Annotated in this window: 13 protein-coding genes and 1 tRNA gene; 10 read left to right on the top strand and 4 right to left on the bottom strand. The window is 71.4% G+C overall.

The genetic code is table 11. The features are described from left to right. Window positions 1–20: 20 nt before the first annotated feature. From mmsA to ACWGI2_RS13750, 4 genes are all read left to right on the top strand, one after another. Window positions 21–1,523: a CoA-acylating methylmalonate-semialdehyde dehydrogenase gene (gene mmsA, locus ACWGI2_RS13765; protein ID WP_453695407.1), complete on the top strand. Its 1,503-nt coding sequence runs from the start codon at window positions 21–23 to the stop codon at window positions 1,521–1,523. 127 nt (window positions 1,524–1,650) lie between these two features. Then, window positions 1,651–4,296, top strand: a complete 2,646-nt coding sequence (locus ACWGI2_RS13760) for an alpha/beta fold hydrolase (protein ID WP_453695405.1) — start codon at window positions 1,651–1,653, stop codon at window positions 4,294–4,296. Continuing rightward, window positions 4,293–5,183, top strand: a complete 891-nt coding sequence (locus ACWGI2_RS13755) for an ABC transporter permease (RefSeq protein WP_453395617.1) — start codon at window positions 4,293–4,295, stop codon at window positions 5,181–5,183. Before ACWGI2_RS13760 ends, ACWGI2_RS13755 begins: the two co-directional genes overlap by 4 nt. 260 nt (window positions 5,184–5,443) lie before the next feature. Further along, complete coding sequence (locus tag ACWGI2_RS13750; RefSeq protein ID WP_453695404.1) at window positions 5,444–7,156, top strand: YfbK domain-containing protein; 1,713 nt, start codon at window positions 5,444–5,446, stop codon at window positions 7,154–7,156. Here the strand turns inward: ACWGI2_RS13750 and ACWGI2_RS13745 are convergent. From ACWGI2_RS13745 to ACWGI2_RS13735, 3 genes are read right to left on the bottom strand one after another with little or no spacing between them, the layout of a single operon-like run. Further along, complete coding sequence (locus ACWGI2_RS13745; protein ID WP_453695403.1) at window positions 7,153–8,865, bottom strand: hypothetical protein; 1,713 nt, start codon at window positions 8,863–8,865, stop codon at window positions 7,153–7,155. The genes ACWGI2_RS13750 and ACWGI2_RS13745 overlap by 4 nt on opposite strands. A gap of 39 nt (window positions 8,866–8,904) precedes the next feature. Next, complete coding sequence (locus ACWGI2_RS13740) at window positions 8,905–10,152, bottom strand: acyl-CoA dehydrogenase family protein (RefSeq protein WP_453695401.1); 1,248 nt, start codon at window positions 10,150–10,152, stop codon at window positions 8,905–8,907. A gap of 41 nt (window positions 10,153–10,193) precedes the next feature. Beyond that, on the bottom strand, window positions 10,194–10,664 hold the full coding sequence (locus ACWGI2_RS13735; RefSeq protein ID WP_453695399.1) for an SCP2 sterol-binding domain-containing protein: 471 nt from the start codon (window positions 10,662–10,664) through the stop codon (window positions 10,194–10,196). Window positions 10,665–10,733: 69 nt separating this feature from the next. On the opposite strand from ACWGI2_RS13735, the gene ACWGI2_RS13730 reads away from it, so the two are divergent. The 3 genes from ACWGI2_RS13730 to ACWGI2_RS13720 all read left to right on the top strand — a co-directional run bounded on the left by ACWGI2_RS13730 (window position 10,734) and on the right by ACWGI2_RS13720 (window position 15,350). Continuing rightward, on the top strand, window positions 10,734–11,396 hold the full coding sequence (locus tag ACWGI2_RS13730) for a TetR/AcrR family transcriptional regulator (protein WP_453395612.1): 663 nt from the start codon (window positions 10,734–10,736) through the stop codon (window positions 11,394–11,396). Window positions 11,397–11,535: 139 nt separating this feature from the next. Continuing rightward, complete coding sequence (locus ACWGI2_RS13725) at window positions 11,536–13,539, top strand: AMP-dependent synthetase/ligase (protein ID WP_453695398.1); 2,004 nt, start codon at window positions 11,536–11,538, stop codon at window positions 13,537–13,539. Continuing rightward, window positions 13,536–15,350: a GMC family oxidoreductase N-terminal domain-containing protein gene (locus ACWGI2_RS13720; RefSeq protein WP_453695396.1), complete on the top strand. Its 1,815-nt coding sequence runs from the start codon at window positions 13,536–13,538 to the stop codon at window positions 15,348–15,350. Before ACWGI2_RS13725 ends, ACWGI2_RS13720 begins: the two co-directional genes overlap by 4 nt. Window positions 15,351–15,388: 38 nt before the next feature. On the opposite strand, the gene ACWGI2_RS13715 is transcribed toward ACWGI2_RS13720, so the two are convergent. Further along, window positions 15,389–15,461, bottom strand: a tRNA-Arg gene (locus ACWGI2_RS13715). A gap of 307 nt (window positions 15,462–15,768) precedes the next feature. On the opposite strand from ACWGI2_RS13715, the gene ACWGI2_RS13710 reads away from it, so the two are divergent. The 3 genes from ACWGI2_RS13710 (at window position 15,769) to ACWGI2_RS13700 (ending at window position 20,043) form a co-directional block, all read left to right on the top strand. Then, window positions 15,769–17,433 (top strand): dynamin family protein, encoded by a 1,665-nt coding sequence (locus ACWGI2_RS13710; RefSeq protein WP_453695395.1) that lies wholly within the window; start codon window positions 15,769–15,771, stop codon window positions 17,431–17,433. Next, window positions 17,430–19,430, top strand: a complete 2,001-nt coding sequence (locus tag ACWGI2_RS13705) for a GTPase (RefSeq protein ID WP_453695393.1) — start codon at window positions 17,430–17,432, stop codon at window positions 19,428–19,430. Before ACWGI2_RS13710 ends, ACWGI2_RS13705 begins: the two co-directional genes overlap by 4 nt. A gap of 187 nt (window positions 19,431–19,617) precedes the next feature. Beyond that, window positions 19,618–20,043 (top strand): single-stranded DNA-binding protein, encoded by a 426-nt coding sequence (locus tag ACWGI2_RS13700; protein ID WP_453695391.1) that lies wholly within the window; start codon window positions 19,618–19,620, stop codon window positions 20,041–20,043. The last annotated feature ends 263 nt before the right edge of the window (window positions 20,044–20,306 follow it).

The following is a 20,306-nucleotide window of genomic DNA, read 5'->3' as shown; positions in this document are numbered from 1 at the left end:
TGAGAGTAGGGATGCTTGTCATGACGAAGACCGTCAACCACTGGATCGGTGGCAAGACTGTCGAGGGCGCGTCGGGTACGTACGGCCCGGTGACCGACCCGGCGACCGGCGCCGTCACCACGCAGGTCGCCTTCGCGGACGTCGACGAGGTGGACGCCGCCGTCGCCTCCGCGCGCGAGGCGTACGCCACGTGGGGCAAGTCCTCGCTCGCCAAGCGCACCTCGGTCCTCTTCGCCTTCCGCGCGCTGCTCGACGCCAACCGTGACGCGATCGCCGAGCTGATCACCGCCGAGCACGGCAAGGTGCACTCGGACGCGCTCGGCGAGGTCGCCCGCGGTCTGGAGATCGTGGACCTCGCGTGCGGGATCACGGTCCAGCTGAAGGGCGAGCTGTCGACGGAGGTCGCCTCGCGCGTGGACGTGTCGTCCATCCGCCAGCCGCTGGGCGTCGTCGCGGGCATCACGCCGTTCAACTTCCCGGCCATGGTGCCGATGTGGATGTTCCCGCTGGCCATCGCGTGCGGCAACACCTTCGTCCTGAAGCCGTCGGAGAAGGACCCCTCGGCCTCGATGAAGATCGCCGAGCTGCTCTCCGAGGCAGGGCTCCCGGACGGCGTCTTCAACGTCGTGCACGGCGACAAGGTGGCCGTCGACCGCCTCCTGGAGCACCCGGACGTGGCGGCCGTCTCCTTCGTGGGCTCCACGCCGATCGCCCGCTACATCCACACCACCGCGACCGCCAACGGCAAGCGCGTCCAGGCGCTCGGCGGCGCCAAGAACCACATGCTGGTCCTGCCGGACGCCGACCTCGACGCGGCGGCCGACGCTGCCGTCTCGGCGGCGTACGGCTCGGCGGGCGAGCGCTGCATGGCCATCTCGGCCGTGGTCGCGGTCGGCGCGGTCGGCGACGAGCTCGTCGCGAAGATCAAGGAGCGGGCCGAGAAGATCAAGATCGGCCCCGGCAACGACCCGACCTCCGAGATGGGCCCGCTGATCACAGCGGCCCACCGCGACAAGGTCGCCTCGTACGTCACGGGCGCCGCGGCGGAGGGCTGCGAGGTCGTCCTCGACGGCACGGGCCACACCGTCGACGGCTTCGAGGACGGCCACTGGATCGGCCTCTCACTCCTTGACCGCGTGCCGGTGACGGCCAACGCGTACAAGGACGAGATCTTCGGCCCCGTCCTGTGCGTGCTGCGGGTCGACACCTACGAGGAGGGCGTGGCGCTGATGAACGCGTCGCCCTTCGGCAACGGCACCGCGATCTTCACGCGTGACGGCGGCGCCGCGCGCCGCTTCCAGCTGGAGATCGAGGCGGGAATGGTGGGCGTGAACGTCCCGATTCCGGTGCCGGTCGGCTACCACTCCTTCGGTGGCTGGAAGGACTCCCTCTTCGGAGATCACCACATCTACGGAAATGACGGGACGCACTTCTACACCCGGGGCAAGGTGGTCACCACCCGCTGGCCCGACCCGTCGGACGCCCCGGCGGGCGTCGACCTGGGCTTCCCGCGCAATCACTGAGCGTGGCCAGGGGGGCCCGCGTACCGCGGTGGTGGTACGCGGGCCCCTTTGCGTACTCCCCAGGGAGGTAAGCCGGTTCAGACCACCGGCTGCCTCGGTTGTCAGCCCTCGCCCGTACGGTTGACGCATGGATCTACGACTGCCCAGGCGCAGACTGCTCGCCGCCGCGGCCGCCCTCGCCGTCCTGGTGGGGGCGGGCACGTGGACGGCCGCGGCATCGGACGACGGGCCCGCCGTGCACCGCGAGGACCGCATGATGCGGATGCCCGGCGCGGGCGGCGCGAAGATCGACACCTCGTACTTCACGGCGGGGGACCCCGGCACGAAGCGCCCCGCGGTCCTCATCGGCCACGGCTTCGGCGGCAGCAAGGACGATCTGCGCGCCCAGGCGGAAGACCTGGCGGGCAAGGGGTACGCGGTCCTGACCTGGTCCGCCCGCGGCTTCGGGAAGTCCACCGGCAAGATCGGCCTCAACGACCCGAAGGGCGAGGTCGCCGACGCCCGCGGGCTCATCGACTGGCTGGCGAAGCGGCCCGAGGTGCAGTTGGACAAGAAGGGCGATCCCCGCGTCGGCATGACCGGTGCCTCGTACGGCGGCGCGGTCTCCCTCCTCGCCGCCGGGTACGACGACCGGGTGGACGCCATCGCCCCCCAGATCACGTACTGGAACCTCAGCGACGCCCTCTTCCCGAACGGCGTGTTCAAGAAGCTCTGGGCAGGCCTCTTCATCAACACCGGCGGCGGCTGCGAGCGGTTCGAGAAGCGGCTCTGTGAGATGTACAACCGCGTCGCCGTGGCCGGGAAGCCGGACGCCGAGGCGCAGAAGCTCCTCGCCGCCCGCAGCCCCGAAGCGGTCGGCGACCGCATCAAGGTGCCCGCCCTGCTCTTCCAGGGCCAGAGCGACTCCCTCTTCCCGCTCGGCCAGGCAGACGCCACGGCCAAGGCGATCCGCGGCAACCACGCGCCCGTGTCCGTCGACTGGATCTCGGGCGGCCACGACGGCGGCGACCGCGAGACGGGGCGGGTGAACGCACGCATCGGCTCGTGGTTCGACCGCTATCTGAAGGACGACAAGGGCACGGACACCGGCCCCGCCTTCCGGGTCACCCGCACCGGAGGCGTCGACTCCACCGACGGCGCGGCACAGCTGCGGGGCGCGAGCGGCGACACGTACCCCGGTCTGGAGAACGGGCAGCGGGACATCGCGCTCAGCGGACGCGAGCCGCAGCGCGTCGAGAACCCCGCGGGCGCCGCGCCGCCCGCCATCTCGGCGCTCCCCGGCGCGGGCGGCGGCGGGCTCAATCAGCTCTCCTCGCTCGGCGTCGGCGTCTCCCTCGACTTCCCCGGCCAGCACGCCGCGTTCCAGTCGGCGCCGCTCAAGGACGACCTGCGCGTCACCGGATCACCGAAGGTGCGGGTGCACGTCAAGTCCGACAGCGAGGACGCCGTGCTCTTCGGGAAGGTGTACGACGTGGGGCCCGGCGGCGGCCAGAAGGTGCTGCCCTCGCAGCTGGTCTCACCGATCCGCGTGGAGGGCGCGAAGGCGGGCAAGGACGTCACCCTCACCCTGCCGGCCGTCGACCACGACCTCCAGAAGGGCCACCGCCTCCGCCTCGTCCTCGCATCGACGGACCTCGGTTACGCCTCTCCGACGCAGCCCGCCACGTACACCGTGTCCGTCAAGGGCGACCTGAAGGTCCCCACGGCGCCCGGCGTGAAGACGGCGGCGGCTCCGCTGCCCGCCTGGGTGTGGTGGCTCCCGGCGTCCGGAGCGGTCATCGCGGTCCTGCTCCTGATCACCGCCCGGCGGCGGACGTCGGCCCCCGCGCCGGACCCGGAGCTCGCGGAAGTGCCGCTCCGGATCACGGACTTGAGCAAGCGGTACGCCAAGTCGACGGACCGTTACGCGGTCCGTGACGTCTCCTTCAGCGTCGAGAAGGGGCAGGTGCTCGGCCTCCTGGGTCCGAACGGCGCGGGCAAGACGACGACCCTGCGCATGCTCATGGGCCTGATCCGGCCCGACGCGGGCGAGATCCGCGTCTTCGGGCAGGCGATCCGGCCGGGCGCTCCGGTCCTCTCCAGGGTCGGCGCGTTCGTCGAGGGCGCGGGCTTCCTGCCGCACCTCTCCGGAGCTGAGAACCTGGAGCTGTACTGGAAGGCCACCGGGCGCCCCGCCGAAGACGCCCGCATGGACGAGGCGTTGGAGATCGCCGGGCTCGGCGACGCGCTGGCCCGCGCGGTGCGGACGTACTCGCAGGGCATGCGGCAGCGGCTCGCGATCGCCCAGGCGATGCTCGGCATGCCGGACCTGCTGATCCTCGACGAACCGACGAACGGCCTCGACCCGCCACAGATCCGCGAGATGCGCGAGGTGATGATCCGGTACGCGTCGGGCGGCCGCACGGTCATCGTCTCCAGCCACCTCCTCGCCGAGGTCGAGCAGTCCTGCACCCACCTGGTGGTCATGGACCGCGGCCGCCTTGTCCAGGCGGGCCCGGTCGCGGAGATCATCGGCTCCGGCGACACGCTCCTGGTGGGGCTCGCGGACGACGTCTCCGACCCCATGGTCGACAAGGTCGCCGCCCTGCCCGGCGTGGCATCGGCGGCCCGCGCGGACGGCGGCCTCCTGGTACGCCTCGACGGCACGGACGGTGCGAGCGCGGCACGGCTGCTGCCCGAACTGGTGCGCTTGGAGCTGCCGGTGGAGTCCATGGGCCCGCACCGCCGCCTCGAAGACGCGTTCCTGACCCTGATCGACGGAGGCACCGCATGAGCGCCACAGCCACGGAGCGGCCGGGCACCGAGCCGGGCACGGAACGCGCCACGGCTCCCGGATACCGCCCCGGCCGCACGCTGCCGCTGCGGGTCGAGGCGGTCCGCCAGCTGAAGCGGCGCAGGACGCTGGTGATGGCCGGCGTGATGGGCCTGCTGCCCTTCGTGCTGCTCATCGCGTTCACCATCGCCGGGTCGCCGGAGTCCCGAAGCGGCCGGGTGACGCTGATGGACACGGCCACGGCGTCGGGCGCGAACTTCGCGGCGACGTGTCTGTTCGTGTCGGCGGGCTTCTTGCTGGTCATCCCGGTCGCGCTGTTCTGCGGGGACACGGTCGCCTCGGAGGCGAGCTGGTCGTCCCTGCGCTATCTGCTCGCGGCGCCGGTGCCGCGGGCCCGTCTCCTGTTCTCGAAGCTGGCGGTCGCGCTCGGCCTCAGCGCCGCGGCGATGATCCTGCTCCCGCTGATCGCCATCGCGGTCGGGACAGTGGCCTACGGCTGGGGCCCGCTCCAGATCCCGACCGGCGGAGCACTGCCCGCGGGGACGGCGGCGCAGCGCCTGGTGATCGTCGTGGCGTACATCTTCGTCTCCCAACTGGTCACGGCCGCCCTCGCGTTCTGGCTCTCGACCAAGACCGACGCACCGCTGGGAGCGGTGGGCGGCGCGGTCGGCCTGACCATCGTCGGCAACGTCCTGGACGCGGTGACGGCACTGGGCAGCTGGCGCGACTTCCTGCCGGCGCACTGGCAGTTCGCGTGGGCGGACGCGATCCAGCCGAGGATGGAGTGGGGCGGAATGATCCAGGGCTCGGCGGTCTCGGTGACGTACGCCCTTGTGCTGTTCGCGTTGGCGTTCAGGGGGTTCGCGCGGAAGGACGTGGTGTCGTAGGGGTTCGCCGGTGTTTCAGCCTGTCCGGCGTTTGAGGACGAACGCGGCGAAGCCGGTGATTGACGCCGCTCTGGGCCCAGGGGCCCGATGTTTCAGCCCGTCCGGCGTTTGAGGACGAACGCGGCGAAGCCGGTGATCGACCCCGCTCAAGGCCCAGGGGCCCGTTCCCGCATCGAGACGCTTCCGCAACGGTTTTGAGCGAGCGTTCGTGAGGGCCCGCGCGTCACAGTCATGTGAACCGACGACGCGAGGGGGCCAGGATGCGGACCTGGAAAGTACGGCGGGGGCTGCTCGCCGCGGCCATGGCGAGTGGGCTGTTGCTCAGCGGCTGCACTGCCGGTGGCGAGAACGCGGACCGGGCCACGGGCAGCGACAAGCGGGACCGGAGCGGCACCGCGCCGCTGCCCGCGCCCGGCCCCGCATCGCCCGAGGGCGGCGACGCGGCCACCCCCGGTGAACAACAGGACGGCAAGGAACGTGACTTCGCCCCGCCACCTGACTACCTCTCCACGTTCGCCCTTGACGTGGACACCGCCTCCTACGGCTTCGCCCGCCGCACCCTCGCCGCGGGAAGCCTCCCGGACCCGGCGACCGTACGCCCCGAAGAGTTCGTCAACAGCTTCCGCCAGGACTACCCGCGTCCCGAGGGCGACGGCTTCTCCGTGAACGTCGACGGCGCCCGCACCGACGAGGACGACTGGTCCCTGATGCGGGTGGGGCTCGCGACCCGCGGCGACGGCTCGGACGGCGAACGCCCGCCCGCCGCCCTCACCTTCGTGATCGACGTCTCCGGTTCGATGGCGGAGCCAGGCCGCCTCGACCTGGTCAAGGAGTCGCTCGGGATCATGACCGACCAGCTGCGCGACGACGACTCCGTCGCGTTCGTCACCTTCAGCGACAGCGCCGAGACGGTCCTCCCCATGACCCGTCTCGGCGACCACCGCGGCAAGGTGCACTCGGCCATCGACGCCATGGAGCCGACCCAGTCCACCAACCTGGAGGCAGGGGTCCGCACGGGGTACGACACCGCGGTGGGCGGCAGGCGCGACGGCGCCACCAACCGCGTCGTGCTCCTCTCCGACGCCCTCGCCAACACCGGTGAGACCAGCGCCGACGGCATCCTGGAGCGCATCTCCGACGCCCGCCGCGAACACGGCATCACCCTCTTCGGGGTCGGCGTCGGCAGCGACTACGGCGACGCCCTGATGGAACGCCTCGCCGACAAGGGCGACGGCCACACCACCTACGTGTCGGACAGCGAGGAGGCCCGCAAGGTCTTCTGCGAGCAGCTCCCGGCCAACATCGAGCTGCGCGCCCGCGACGCGAAGGCACAGGTCGCCTTCGACCCGCAGACCGTCAAGCAGTTCCGGCTCATCGGCTACGAGAACCGCGCGGTCGCCGACGACGACTTCCGCGACGACAGCGTGGACGGCGGCGAGGTCGGTCCCGGACACACCGTGACCGCGCTGTACGCCGTACGGACGAGGCCCGGCGCGAGCGGGCACGTGGCGACGGCAAGCGTCCGCTGGCTCGACCCCGACAACCGTGTCCCGCACGAGGAGTCGAACGAGATCGAGACGGCGGACATGGAGGGCGGGCTGCAGAACGCCGACAGGGGGCTGCGCACGACGGCGGTCGCCGCGTACTTCGCCGACGCGCTGCGGCACGGGACCTCCGCACGGGCCGAGCCCGGCGACCCCGCCGTGCGGCCCGACACCGGAACGACGGCCAACGCCCCCCAGCCGATGTCCACCTCCACCGGAACCTCTACCGGATCCTCCTCCTGGCGGCCGCTGCCCGGAGCGCCCACGCTCGCGGAACTGGCCAGGAACGCTGAGGAGTTGGCCTCGGACGGCGACAAGTCCCTGCGTGACCTCGCGACCGCCATCCGGCAGGCGGACCGCCTCACCGGCGGTTCCGGGTACGGCGGAGGCGGGGCGGAGGACGAGGGCGAGATCACCGGCAGCCGCTAACGGTCTCCGCAGAGCTGCCGCTCGGCCCGCACCGGATCGTTCGGGAAGCGGAACGACGTCCGCTCCCACACCCCGGTGACATTGCGCAGGAAGCGCCCCGGCGTCATCGGATCCCGCGTCGCCGCCCGCAGCTCGGCCAGCGCACCGCAGTCGAGCGCCCGCCGGGCGGCGGCGACCCCCGCCGGGTCGAGGCCCTCGGGGAGGGGGCCACGGCCGCGGTCGGCGAAGATCCAGGTGTCCGGGAGCCGCTTGTCGTGGCCCACACGGCCGTTGAGGCGCTCGGAGTGCGCGGCCAGCGGGTAGGCGAGCCCGATCGGGTCGAGGGCGGCGCCGTCCAGGGGCACCACGGTGCCGCTGAAGCCGAGCGTGCTGTAGACGCCGGTGACGGTGGGGGAGTTGGCGGTGGCGGGCGTCCTCGCGAGGAACAGGCTGGGCGTGCCCGCACGATCGGCCTCGCGTACGAGACGTGCGTACGCGACGTTGCTCGGGTAGCCCGCGAAGTAGTGGTGGAGGGGGTGGGGCGCCGCGTTCTGCTGGACGTACACACCGCGCTCGTCCGCGACGCCGCCGGGCCCGATCCGGCCCTCGTACGGAATCCGCAGCAGGCTCGCGCAGGCCACGGCCCAGATTCCGATGCCGACGGCCGCGATGGTCCACGCTCGCGTGACGGGCACCAGGAAGACCGGCAGGAGCATGAGCAGCAGGCCCGGCAGGAACATCCGGCCGTGCATGAAGTCCCCGCCCACCTTGATGACGTAGGCCCAGCAGAGGAGCCCCGCGATGACGGGCGCGAGCGCGGGGATCAGGAAGGCCGCGTCCCGCCGCGCCGGCGCGGGCGGCAGCAGGGCCGCGAGCAGGAACAGCGCGGGCACCCAGAGCAGATAGGGCTCCGCGAAGTCCGCGAGATAGCCGAACCCGCGCCCCCACAGGCTCTGCGAGGCCTCCTTGGTCACGCCGGGCAGCGGCATCAGCTGCCCGTAGTACCCGACCCGGAAGATCTCGTACGCGACCGGCAGCGCGAGGGCGGCTCCGAGCCCGCCGAACGTGGCCCGCCGCGGCGGCTGTGCCATCAGCCACTGCGCGACGAGGAAGACGGCGGACACGAGCGCGAGGTCGGGCCGTACGAGGGGGCCGAGGCCGATGACGACACACGTGGAGAGCGAGGACGCCCGCGTGACGAGCAGCAGCCAGGCCCCCGCGATCCAGCAGGTGGCGAGTCCGGTCTCCAGGCCGGAGGTGGCGAAGTCCCAGACGGGCGGCAGCGCGAGCAGAACGAGGCAGCCGAGGGGGAGCACCGCCTTGTCCGCGTTGCTCGCGTTGTCCGCGTACAGTCGCATCGCCCCGAGCGAGGCGAACGCGAACCCGGCCGCGGTCAGCAGCAGCCCGCCGTACATCGCGGCCCTCGCGATGTCGAGGCCCGGCAGCCCCGCGAGCACGAGCAGCCACTGCCAGAGGGTGCCGGTGGAGGACTCGGCGCGTTCGCCCGCGTTGAAGACGGGGCCGTTGCCGGCCAGGATCTGCCGCACCGTACGGACGTAGATGTGGCCGTCGTCGGACATCCAGCGCCGCTGGAACCCGGCGAACGCGACGACGCAGGCCGGCAGCAGACACAGGACGGCGCGCCGGAGCCTGCGCCCGGTGTCGCTTCGGCTGTTGATCAGCCCGAGGACGGCGTCGGATTCGCGGAGGGGAGGGTGCGTCGACGTCATGATCTACTTATCGGCGCAGGTCAGCGCGTGCTTTAGGTTCTAGCGGATCTGCCGCCCCGAGATGGCCCGTGCGATCACCAGGCGCTGGATCTCACTCGTCCCCTCGAAGATCGTGTAGATCTTCGCGTCCCGGTACATCCGCTCCACCGGATGCTCCCTGCTGTACCCCGCACCCCCAAGCACCTGCACCGCCTTCTCGGTCGCCGAAACGGCCAGCTCACCGGCGCGCAGCTTGGCCATCGAGCCCTGCCCCGCGTCGAACGCCTTGTCGTTGCGCGCCATCCACGACGCCTGCCAGATCAGCAGCCGCACGGCCTCGATCTCGGTCCGCAGATCGGCGAGCGCGAAGGCGATGGACTGGTTCTCGATGATGGGGCGGCCGAAGGCGACCCGGGAGCCCGCGTAGTCGAGCGCGTATTCGTACGCGGCCCGCGCGATGCCGAGCGCCTGCGCACCCACGGTCGGGCGGCTCACCTCGAAGGTCGCCATCGCCGCTTGCCCGCGGCCCCCGGAACCGGCCTTCGTGCTGCCACCGGAACCCGCATTCGTACCCTCGCGGGCCCGCGCGAGCCGGGCGTCGAGACGCTCCTTGCCGCCGAGCAGGCAGTGCCCCGGCACGCGTACGTCGTCCAGGAACACATCCGCGGTGTGCGAGGCCCGCAGCCCCAACTTCCTTATCTTCTTGGCACCTTCGAGGCCCCGCGTGCCGGGCGGCACGATGAACGCCGCCTGCCCCCGCGAGCCGAGGGACGGATCGACGGACGCGACCACCACATGGACGTTGGCGATGCCGCCGTTCGTGATCCACGCCTTCTGGCCCGACAGGGTCCACTCGTCGCGTGCCTCGTCGTACGTCGCGCGGGTCCGCATCGCCGAGACGTCGGAGCCCGCGTCGGGCTCGGAGACGCAGAACGCCGCGACCTTGGGGTCGTCCTCGTCACCGAAGCACTGCGGCACCCACTCGGCGAGCTGGTCGGGTGTGCCCGCCGAGAAGATCCCGGCCACCGCGAGCGACGTGCCGAACAGGGCCATCCCGATGCCGGCGTCGCCCCAGAACAGCTCCTCGTTGGCGATCTGCAGCGAGAGTCCGCTGGGGTCGCCGAAGAGATCGGCCAGGGACTCGAATCCGTACAGGCCGATCTTGGCGGCCTCCTGGATGACGGGCCAGGGAGTCTCCTCGCGCTCGTCCCACTCGGCGGCGGCCGGCCGCACCACGTCGGCGGCGAAGCCGTGCACCCAGCCGCGCAGGTCCCGTTGTTCCTCGGTCAGTTCGAGAGAGAAGGCCATGGGGGGTGTCCCCTTCCGGAAGTCGGTGCGGGCGTTTGGGGTCAGGCCTTCGGGATGTCGAAGTAGCGGGTCAGGCCGGCGGCGAACGCCACATCGCCCGCGATCTTGATCTTGCGCATCATGAACATCGTCACGGGGCTCGCGTTGCCGGAGACGAGCTTGAGGAACTCGGCGTCGGCCATGACGAGCGTGACGCGCGGCTCGGCGTCCGAGCGGCCCTCGCGGACGGTGCAGGTGCCCTCCGAGATGTCCGTCTCGTAGACCGCCTCGTCGACGCCCGTGATCTTCCAGCGGATCAGCGCCTTGACGGTGCCCGCGGCCTCCGGCTTGAACTGCCGGCCCATCCGCCCGAACACCTCTTGCAGGACGCGGGCGCGCAGCTCCGCGTCCTGGGCGATCTCGGTGATCTCCTTGCCGGAGAGCCCCTTCACGATCTTCGCGAACTCCTCGGGGGTGACGCTCGCGAAGTCGAGCCCGGCCAGCCCGTCAGCGCCACCGATGCCGTCCGTCATGGCAATCTCCTTACTCAAGAGTAAACTTACTAAGGGGTAAGGTAGCCCCGAGTCTGGGAGGCTGCAAGGGTGACGGTCAACGGGAGAACTGAGGGACGGCGTCGGCGCGTTCCGCGCCAGGAGCGCGAACAGCAGATCATCGATGTGGCGGTGACGGTCTTCGCCAAGCGCGGCTATCACGCCGCGTCCGTGGACGAGATCGCCGAACTGGCCGGCATCTCCAAGCCGATGGTCTATCTCTACCTCGACTCCAAGGAGGGGCTCTTCCTCGCCTGCCTGCGGCGCGAGGCCGACCGCCTGGTCGCCGCCTTCCAGGACGCGGCGCGGGCCGGGGGCGGCGCGCCCGAACTGCGCCTGCACGCGGGCCTCTCGGCGTTCTTCGCCTTCGTCGCCGAGCACCGCGACAGCTGGGTCGTCCTGCACCGCCAGGCCTCGGAGCTGAGCGAGGCGATCGCGTCCGCCGTGGCCGACGCGCGGCGTGCGGTGATGGCGCAGGTCGCGGGCCTGGTCCGGGACGGCATCGCGGAGAACCCCGGCGGCTCCCAACTGGACGACGAGGACGCCGACTTCGTCGCGTACGCGCTGGTGGGTGCGGCGGACTCGCTCACCGACTGGATGGGCGGCCATCCCGGCCAGTCGCCGGAGGGGGTCACTCTGCGGCTGATGAACATGGTGTGGGTGGGGATGGGGCGGGTGCTTGAGGGGGAGGTGTGGGTGCCGGCGGCCGAGTGAGCCCGGCCGGCCGACTTCTTGTCTGCCCGCTTCTTGTCTGCCCGCCCCATTGAACTTTTCCTACGCTTGAGTAAGTTGACCTCCCAGTAAGTACGCACCGCATCACCTCCGCATGTCAGCTGGGTAGCCGGGAGCCGTCATGGGCGTACGCAAGGATCTGAAACGGGCGCAACGCCACAGCGAGCTGGGGGAGCGCGCCCCGGTGGAGGTCGTCCGGGACGAGCACGGCGTCGTGCGCGAGGCGCGTACGCCTCGGCTCGCGGCGAAGGCCACCGTGGGCAGCACCGCCGACATCCCCTTCACCAACGCCGCCGAGGCGCCCGGCGCGATTGTCCTGCGCCGCAAGCAGGGCGGCCAGTGGCGCCCGGTCACCGCAGCTGCCTTCGCGCGCGAAGTCACCGCCACGGCAAAGGGGTTGATCGCTGCCGGGCTCCAGCCGGGCGGCCGGGTCGCGCTGATGTCCCGTACGCGGTACGAGTGGGCCGTACTGGACTTCGCGATCTGGGCGGCGGGTGGGCAGACCGTGCCCGTGTACGCCACGTCGGCGGCGGAACAGATCGAGTGGATCGTGCGGGACTCCGGCGCGACGCTGCTGATCGCGGAGACGGAGGAGAACGTCGCGACGGCCGAGGCGGCGGTCGGTGGCCTCACCGAGCCGCCACGCATCCTCTGCGTCGACGACGGCGCTCTCTTCGAACTCGCCTCCCAGGGAGCGGGGTTGCCCGATGAGGAAGTGACCAAGCGGCGGGCGGCCCTCACCCCCGAATCCGTCGCCACCATCTGCTACACGTCCGGCACGACCGGCAAGCCCAAGGGCTGCGTCCTCACGCACGGCAATCTGCACGCCGAGGCCGCGAACACGGTCGACCTGCTGCACCCCATCTTCAAGGAGATCACCGGACAGGTCGCCTCCACGCTCCTGTTCCTGCCGCTCGCCCACATCCTGGGCCGCACCATCCAGATCGCCTGCATGCTCGCCCGCATCGAACTCGGCCACTGCCCGAGCATCAAGCCGGACGAACTGAGGCCCGAACTGCGCGAGTTCAGGCCGACGTTCGTCGTCGGCGTCCCGTACCTCTTCGAGAAGATCCACGACATGGGGCGCGCGACCGCGGAGAAGATCGGGCGCGGCGCGTCCTTCGACCGGGCCGAGGGGATCGCGGTGCGGTTCGGGGAGGCGTATCTGAACAAGTTCCTCGACGCGGGCAAGGGCGGGGGCGATGACGAGGGTGAGGGGAAGAGGAAAGGGCAGGGGCAGGGGAAGGGGAAGGGCACGCACGGCCCCGGCCCTTCGCTCGGGCTCTACCTCGGCTGGGCGCTGTACGAACTGCTGGTCTACCGCCGCATCCGCAAGGAGGTCGGCGGCAGGCTGCGCTACGCGATCAGCGGCGGCTCGCCCCTCGACCGGCGCCTCAACCTCTTCTTCTACGCCGCGGGGATCATCATCTACGAGGGGTACGGCCTGACGGAGACCACGGCAGCCGCGACCATCACGCCTCCGCTGAAGCCCCGCCCCGGCACGGTGGGGACGCCGGTGCCGGGTACCGCGGTGCGCATCGCGGACGACGGCGAGGTGCTCATCAAAGGCGGCATCGTCTTCGGCTCGTACTGGAACAACCCGGCAGCGACGGACGCGGTGCTGCGGGACGAGTGGTTCGCGACGGGTGATCTGGGGGCGCTCGACGAGGACGGCTACCTCACGATCACCGGGCGCAAGAAGGACATCATCGTCACGTCCGGGGGCAAGAACGTCTCCCCGGCGATCCTGGAGGACCGGCTGCGCAGCCGGGCGCCGGTCGGGCAGTGCATCGTCGTCGGCGACAACCGCGCGTACGTAGCGGCGCTCATCACGCTGGACCCGGAGGCCGTCGAGCACTGGCTCGCCGTGCGCAAGCGCCCGAAGGACACCCCGCTCGCCGAGCTGTGCCGGGACCCGAAGATGATCGCGGAGGTCCAGAAGGCCGTGGACTACGCCAACACGGCGGTCTCACGGGCCGAGTCCATCCGCACATTCGCCATGGTCGAGGGCGAGTTCACCGAGGACAACGGTCTGCTCACGCCGTCGCTGAAGATCAAACGGCATGCGGTGACGGCGGCGTACGCGGATGAGATCGAGGCGCTCTACGGCGAGTCCGCACGGTGAGTGAGAGCGACGACGGGGCGTACGACTTCGACGTACTGGTGGTCGGTTCCGGGTTCGGCGGGTCCGTGGCCGCGCTGCGCCTGACGGAGAAGGGCTACCGCGTCGGCGTCCTGGAGGCGGGCCGCCGCTTCACCCGCGAGACGCTCCCCACGGACTCCTGGGACCTGAGGAACTACCTGTGGGCCCCGGTCCTCGGCCTCTACGGCATCCAGCGCATCCACCTCCTGCGCAACGTCATGGTCCTCGCGGGCGCAGGGGTGGGCGGCGGCTCGCTCAACTACGCGAACACCCTCTACGTACCGCCGCCCGCCTTCTTCCAGGACAAGCAGTGGGCGGACATCACGGACTGGCAGACGGAACTGGCCCCGTACTACGACCAGGCCCGGCGCATGCTCGGCGTACGCCAGAACCCGACCACGACCGAGGCGGACGAACATCTGCGGGCGGCGGCGGACCGGATGGGAGTGGCGGACACATTCAGGCTGACGCCGGTGGGGGTGTTCTTCGGGGACGGGGCGGATGCGGGGGCTGGTGATGACGGCGCGGGAGCCGGTGGTGACGGCGTGGGGGCTGGCGGTGCCGGTGGCGCCACCGGCACCAGTCCTTCAACGGCCGGACAGCGCACGGAAGTTCCCGATCCGTATTTCGGCGGGGCGGGGCCCGCGCGGGCGGCGTGCACGGAGTGCGGGTCGTGCATGACGGGCTGCAAGATCGGCGCCAAGAACACACTCACCGAGAACTACCTCTACCTGGCCGAGCGGGCGGGCGCGGAGATTCGCGCGATGACGACGGTGGTGTCGGTGCGGGAGGTCGCAGGGGGCCACGAGGTGGTGACGGTCCCTACGAACAAGCGCCGCAAAGGGAGCCATCGCACCACCCTCCGGGCGCGCCACGTCGTCCTCGCGGCGGGGACGTACGGCACCCAGACCCTCCTGCACCGCATGAAGGACGAGGGAGTGCTGCCAGGCCTGTCCGACCGTCTCGGCAGCCTGACCCGCACCAACTCCGAGGCGCTGGTGGGCGCGGTGACCTTCCCGCGCCGCTACCGCAAGAAGCACGGCGCTGGCCGCCCCCTGGACTTCACGCGGGGCGTGGCCATCACGTCCTCCATCCACCCGAACCCCACCACCCACATCGAGAACGTCCGCTACGGCAAGGGCTCCAACCTGATGGCGCTGATCTGCGTCCCGCAGTACAGCCGCACCCTCCCCAAGCCGCTGGCGGCCGTGCTGGCCTTCCTCACGCACCCCGTACTGGTGGCACGGGTGGCATCGACACACCGCTGGTCGGAGCGCACGATCATCGGCCTGGTCATGCAGACCCACGACAACTCCCTCACCACACGCCTGGGCCGCCGCGGCCTGCTGACGGCGGAACAGGGCCACGGCGCACCCAACCCGGTGCACATCGAGGAGGGCTGGGAGGCGGCGGGCCTGGTGGCCGAAAGAATCAACGGCTTCGCGGGCACGAACTTGGGCGAACTCCTCAACAAGCCCCTCACGGCCCACTTCCTGGGCGGCTGCCCGATAGGGGACTCACCGGACAAGGGCGTGATCGACCCCTACCACCGCCTGTACGGCCACCCGGGCATCTCGGTGGTGGACGGCGCAGCGATCTCAGCAAACCTGGGCGTGAACCCCTCACTCACGATCACAGCCCAGGCAGAACGAGCGATGGCGCACTGGCCCAACAAGGGTTCCCAGGACCCCCGCCCACCACAGACGACCGGCTACACCCGAGTAAGCCCGACCCCGCCAAGGACCCCAACGGTCCCGAAGGGCGCATACGGGGAACTACGGCTACCGGAGTAGGGGCCGGCCCAGGGAGCCTCGCCAAGAAGAAAACTATGCGCCCCCGGCAGGACTCGAACCTGCGGCCAAGCGCTTAGAAGGCGCCTGCTCTATCCACTGAGCTACGGGGGCCGGATGGTGGCCGGTGGCCTGGAGCCCGGGTGGGGACGAGCCGTGACCTTGCCGGGGACAAGGATAGGGCTCCCGGGTCCTTGTCCCTGGTGCTTCGCCTCCGCGGCACTATGTGGAGGTTCAGTGAAGCGGTCCTGATAATCGCAGGCAGGTACGAATCTCGCATCGCTTTTAGCGTCTCGCGCCCCGGGTGTTGTGCACTCGTTATGCCTGTGCCCCAGTCGCCCCTTCCATCCCATGTGTCCGATCGGCGCGCAGGGGTGCCCATATGCTTCAGAAAGCCGTCAAAATTGGGCATTCTTCGCATGTGGTGACCTTGGACGTACGGCCTCAACTGCTCGACGCACTCTCCGCCCTGCGCGAGCGTGTCGCCGCCGCACGCTTTCCGCTCCCCTTGGTGGGGGCGCCACGCGCGCGTGCCAACCGCGACGAGCTCCTTGCCCAGCTCGACGACTACTTGGTGCCCCGGTTGCGGGCACCCGAAGCGCCGCTGCTCGCCGTGATCGGGGGTTCCACCGGGGCGGGCAAATCGACCCTGGTGAACTCCCTCGTCGGGCGGCAGGTCAGTGAGGCGGGTGTGCTGCGCCCGACCACCCGGACACCGGTCCTTGTGTGCCATCCGGAGGATCATCACTGGTTCGCCGGAATGCGCGTACTGCCGGACCTCACGCGCGTGTGGGTACCCCGTCCGGAGCCTTCGGCCGGGGACGACGAGGACGACGACGGGAGCGATGACCTGCTCCCCCTGGGGCCCGACGGCGAGCAAGCGCTGCGCATCGAGACCTCGGAGACCCTGCCCCAGGGGCTCGCGCTCCTGGACGCCCCCGACGTCGACTCCCTCGTCTCCGACAACCGGATCCTCGCCGCCGAGCTGATCTCGGCGGCCGACGTCTGGGTGATGGTGACCACCGCGTCCCGGTACGCGGACGCCGTGCCCTGGCATCTGCTGCGTACCGCCAAGGAGCACGACGCCACGCTCGTCACCGTCCTCGACCGCGTGCCCCACCAGCTGGTGGCCGAGGTGTCGCGGCAGTACGGAGCGCTGCTCGTCAAGGCGGGCCTGGGCGACGTGCCGCGCTTCACCGTGCCCGAGCTGCCCGAGTCCACGGGCGGCGGCGGCCTGCTTCCCTCCACCGCCGTCGCGCCGCTGAGGGCCTGGCTCACCCACCGGTCCCAGGAGCCCACGGCCCGGGCGCAGGCCATCGCGCGCACCGCACACGGCGTCATCCAGTCCCTCAACGTGCGGGTCCCCGAGCTCGCGGGCGCCGTCGCCCTCCAGTACGCGGCCGCACTGCGGCTCACGTCCGCCGTCGACGAGGCGTACGGACATGAGCACGCGCGCGTGCGGGAGCGCCTGCAAGCGGGGGCCGTCCTTGCGGGCGACGCGCTGAAGCGGTGGCGCAGCTACCCCCTGGACTGCGGTGCCGGCGAGCTCCTCGACGCCGTCTCCGAGAGCCTGGAGGCGCTGCTGCTGTGCGCGGTGACCGCCGCCGACGAGCGGATCGACGAGGCCTGGCGGCGCGAGCCGGCCGCCGCCGCCCCCGGGCTCGGTGGCCGTGACCGGTCCCTGGAGAGCGCGGAGGGCGCCGAGAGCGCCGAGCACCGCATCGGGATGGCGGTACGCCGCTGGCGACGCGTCCTGGAGGAGTACGCGGAGGAAGAGATCCGCGGGCTCGACCGCATCGAGAAGAACTTCCTCCCCGACCCCGAGATGGTGGCCGCCCTGCTCGCCACGGCCCTGCTCGGCGGGGGCCGCGGACGCTCGGCGGGCGAGACGCTCGCCGAGCGGATCGGCGCCCACGGAGCGCTCCGGCTGCGGGACCGGGGCGGACGCCTGCTCACCACCTACCTGGACAACGTCCTGGACGCGGAGCGCGAGCGGCGCCTCGCCCCTCTCGACGCCCTCGACGTGAACCCCGAACCCCAGGCCGACCTGATCGCCGCGCTGTCCGTACTGCAGAAGGAGAGGTGACCGCCGTGACTGCCGTCACTGATCACACCGAGCACGAGCGTGAGCGCGAAGAGCCTCCCGAGGGGCCGAGGAGCCCCGAGGGGCCAGGGGGTTCCGAGGGGCCAGGGGGTTCCGAGGGCGCCGCGGAGGAGACCCGTGGCGGCTCGGAAGCCGTCTGGGACGACGGGCTGATCGCGCGACGCGGCGGTGCCACGCGCGATGGCTCGGCTGAGGGGGCGGGCGGCGCGGCGAGGGGCGGCGCCGACGCGTATGCCCCTGCGGAGCCTTCCTCCGGAGTGCTGTCCGGTGCCAGCACGCAGTCCAGTACAGGTATGTCGTCCGGTGCCAGTACGCCATCCGGTGCTCCCTCCCGTACGACATCCGATACCTCGTCCGGCATTTCGACCGCCTACGAAGGGCCCCTGCGCGCCCGGCTCGACGCCCTGCGTGAACTCGTCGGGCTCTCCCGCACCCGCCTCGACAGCGCCACGCTCGCCGAGGCGGGCCGGGTCCTCGACGAGGCCGCGGCCCGGCGCAGGCTCTCCGGGCGGCACACCGTCGTCGCCATCGCGGGTGCCACGGGGAGCGGCAAGTCGACGCTGTTCAACGCCCTGGCCGGGGTGACGATCTCGGAGACCGGCGTCCGCAGGCCGACCACGGCGGCCCCCATCGGGTGCAGCTGGACCGACGGCGCCGCGGGGCTCCTGGACCGGCTCGGCATTCCGGGGCGGCTGCGCAGACGTCCGCTCCAGGGCCCGGACATGAACACCCTGGAGGGGCTCGTCCTGATCGACCTGCCCGACCACGACTCGGCGGTCGGGGAGCACCGCGCGCACGTGGACCGGATCCTCGCGCTCGTCGACGCGGTCATCTGGGTCGTCGACCCCGAGAAGTACGCCGACGCGATGCTCCATGAGCGCTATCTGCGGCCCATGGCGGGGCACGCCGAGGTCATGTTCGTCGTGCTCAACCAGGTGGACCGGCTGCCGGGCGACGCCGCCCACCAGGTGCTCGACGATCTGCGGCGGCTGCTCGACGAGGACGGCATCGCCCTGGGCGAGCACGGCGAACCAGGTGCCACCGTGCTCGCCCTCTCCGCGCTGACCGGCGACGGGGTCGGTGAACTCCGGGAGTCCCTCGGCCAGTTCACCAAGGAGCGAGGCGCCGCCGCCCGGCGGATCGCGGCCGACCTGGACGCCACCGCCGACCAGCTGTGGCCGGTGTACGCGGCCGGGGCCGGGTGGCACGGAGGCCGGGGCAGGTCGTGGATCGGGCTCAGCGAAGAGGCGCGCGAGGAGTTCACCGACCGGCTCGCGGACGCGGTGGGCGCGGCGGCGGCGGGGCAGGCCGCGGAACGGGCCTGGCAGCGCAACGCGGGCAAGGCGTGCACCGCGCCCTGGCTGAGGCTGTGGCGTTGGTACGAGGCCCAGCGCTCGCCGCGGGGTATCGGCTGGCCCGTGGCGCAGGCGCCCGCGGACGAGGAGGCCACAGCTCGGCAGCGTGTCGAGCAGGCGGTGCGCACGGTGGCCGACGAGGCGGCTTCCGGGTTGCCCCAGCCCTGGGGGCAGGCTGTGCGGGAGGCCGCGGTGCGCGGTGCGGAGGGGCTGCCCGAGGCGCTCGACGAGCTGACGGTGTCGGCAGGGGTGCCGGAGGGGAGGCCTCCGCGGCCCGGGTGGTGGCCGGTCGCGGTCCTCGCCCAGGCGGCGATGACGTTGCTCCAAGTCGTGGGCGGGCTCTGGCTGGTGGCGCAGATCATCGGGATCGCGGAGCCGAATCTGGGCGTGCCGGTGCTGCTGATGCTGGCCGGCATCGTGGGCGGCCCCTGCGTGGAGTGGGGGAGCCGGATGGCGGCGAGGGGGCCGGCGCGACGGTATGGCCTGGACGCGGAACGGCGGTTGCGGGAGGCGGCCGCCGGGTGCGGGCGGGCGAGGGTCCTCGATCCGGTGGCGGCGGAGCTGCTGCGGTATCTGGAGGTGCGGGAGCAGTACGTGCGGGTGACGGGGGCGGCGGTGGGCTGAGGGGGCTTGAGGGGCGGGGCGCCGCCGCTCGGGGGCCTGGCGCCCCGTTTGGGTGAGGGAGTTTTCCACAACTGGCCGGTAGACCACAGGGCTCAGCGAGATCGTGCCGACCGGTCCACTCTGAGATCAAGCCGCGGGACCGACCGCCGCGGCGGCGGAAGCGGAGTGGACGAGGGAGGGGTTCGGCATGAACGAGACCTTGGTGACGGTGGTGGGGAACGTCGCGACGACGCCGGTGTTCCGGGAGTTGCCGTCCGGGCCGGTGGCCCGGTTCCGGCTCGCGGTGACGGCGCGGTACTACGACGCGGTGCAGAACGTCTGGGCGGACGGACACACCAACTTCTTCACGGTGTGGGCGAGGCGATCGCTCGGCTCGAATGTGCAGGGTTCCCTGACGATCGGTGAACCCGTCATCGTCCAGGGCAAGTTGAAGGTGCGCGACGAGGAGCGGGGCGGCCAGCACTGGACGTCGGCGGACATCGACGCGATCGCGATCGGCCACGATCTCTCGCGCGGGACGGCGGCGTTCCGGCGCGTGCTCAAGGCGAACGCGGCACTGACGGATCCAGCTGCGGTGCGTGAGCAGGTACTTGAGCCCGAGCCGGTCGGGTGAGGGGCTCCGGGGGTGCCGGGTGATGGCCCGTCAGAGGCTGCGGCGGGCGGCGACCGATGTGCGGCTTATCGGCGAATGGGTGCCGTTGATTTGTCGATAAGCCCAGTTCTGAAAGGTTGTTGGCGATAACGATTCCGAGTCGGATCGGTTATCGAACGGCAGGACTGGGGACCGTGGTGTGCCGCGTCCCTAGGATGCCGAACATAGTTAACGGGGCAGTAGGTAGTGGAGGCCACGCAGGTGGCAGGTGATTCTGCCCCTTT

Source organism: Streptomyces sp. NPDC054866 (assembly GCF_053610745.1).
Note: the sequence above shows the minus strand (reverse complement) of the source record. Positions and strands in the feature narration are given on the sequence as shown.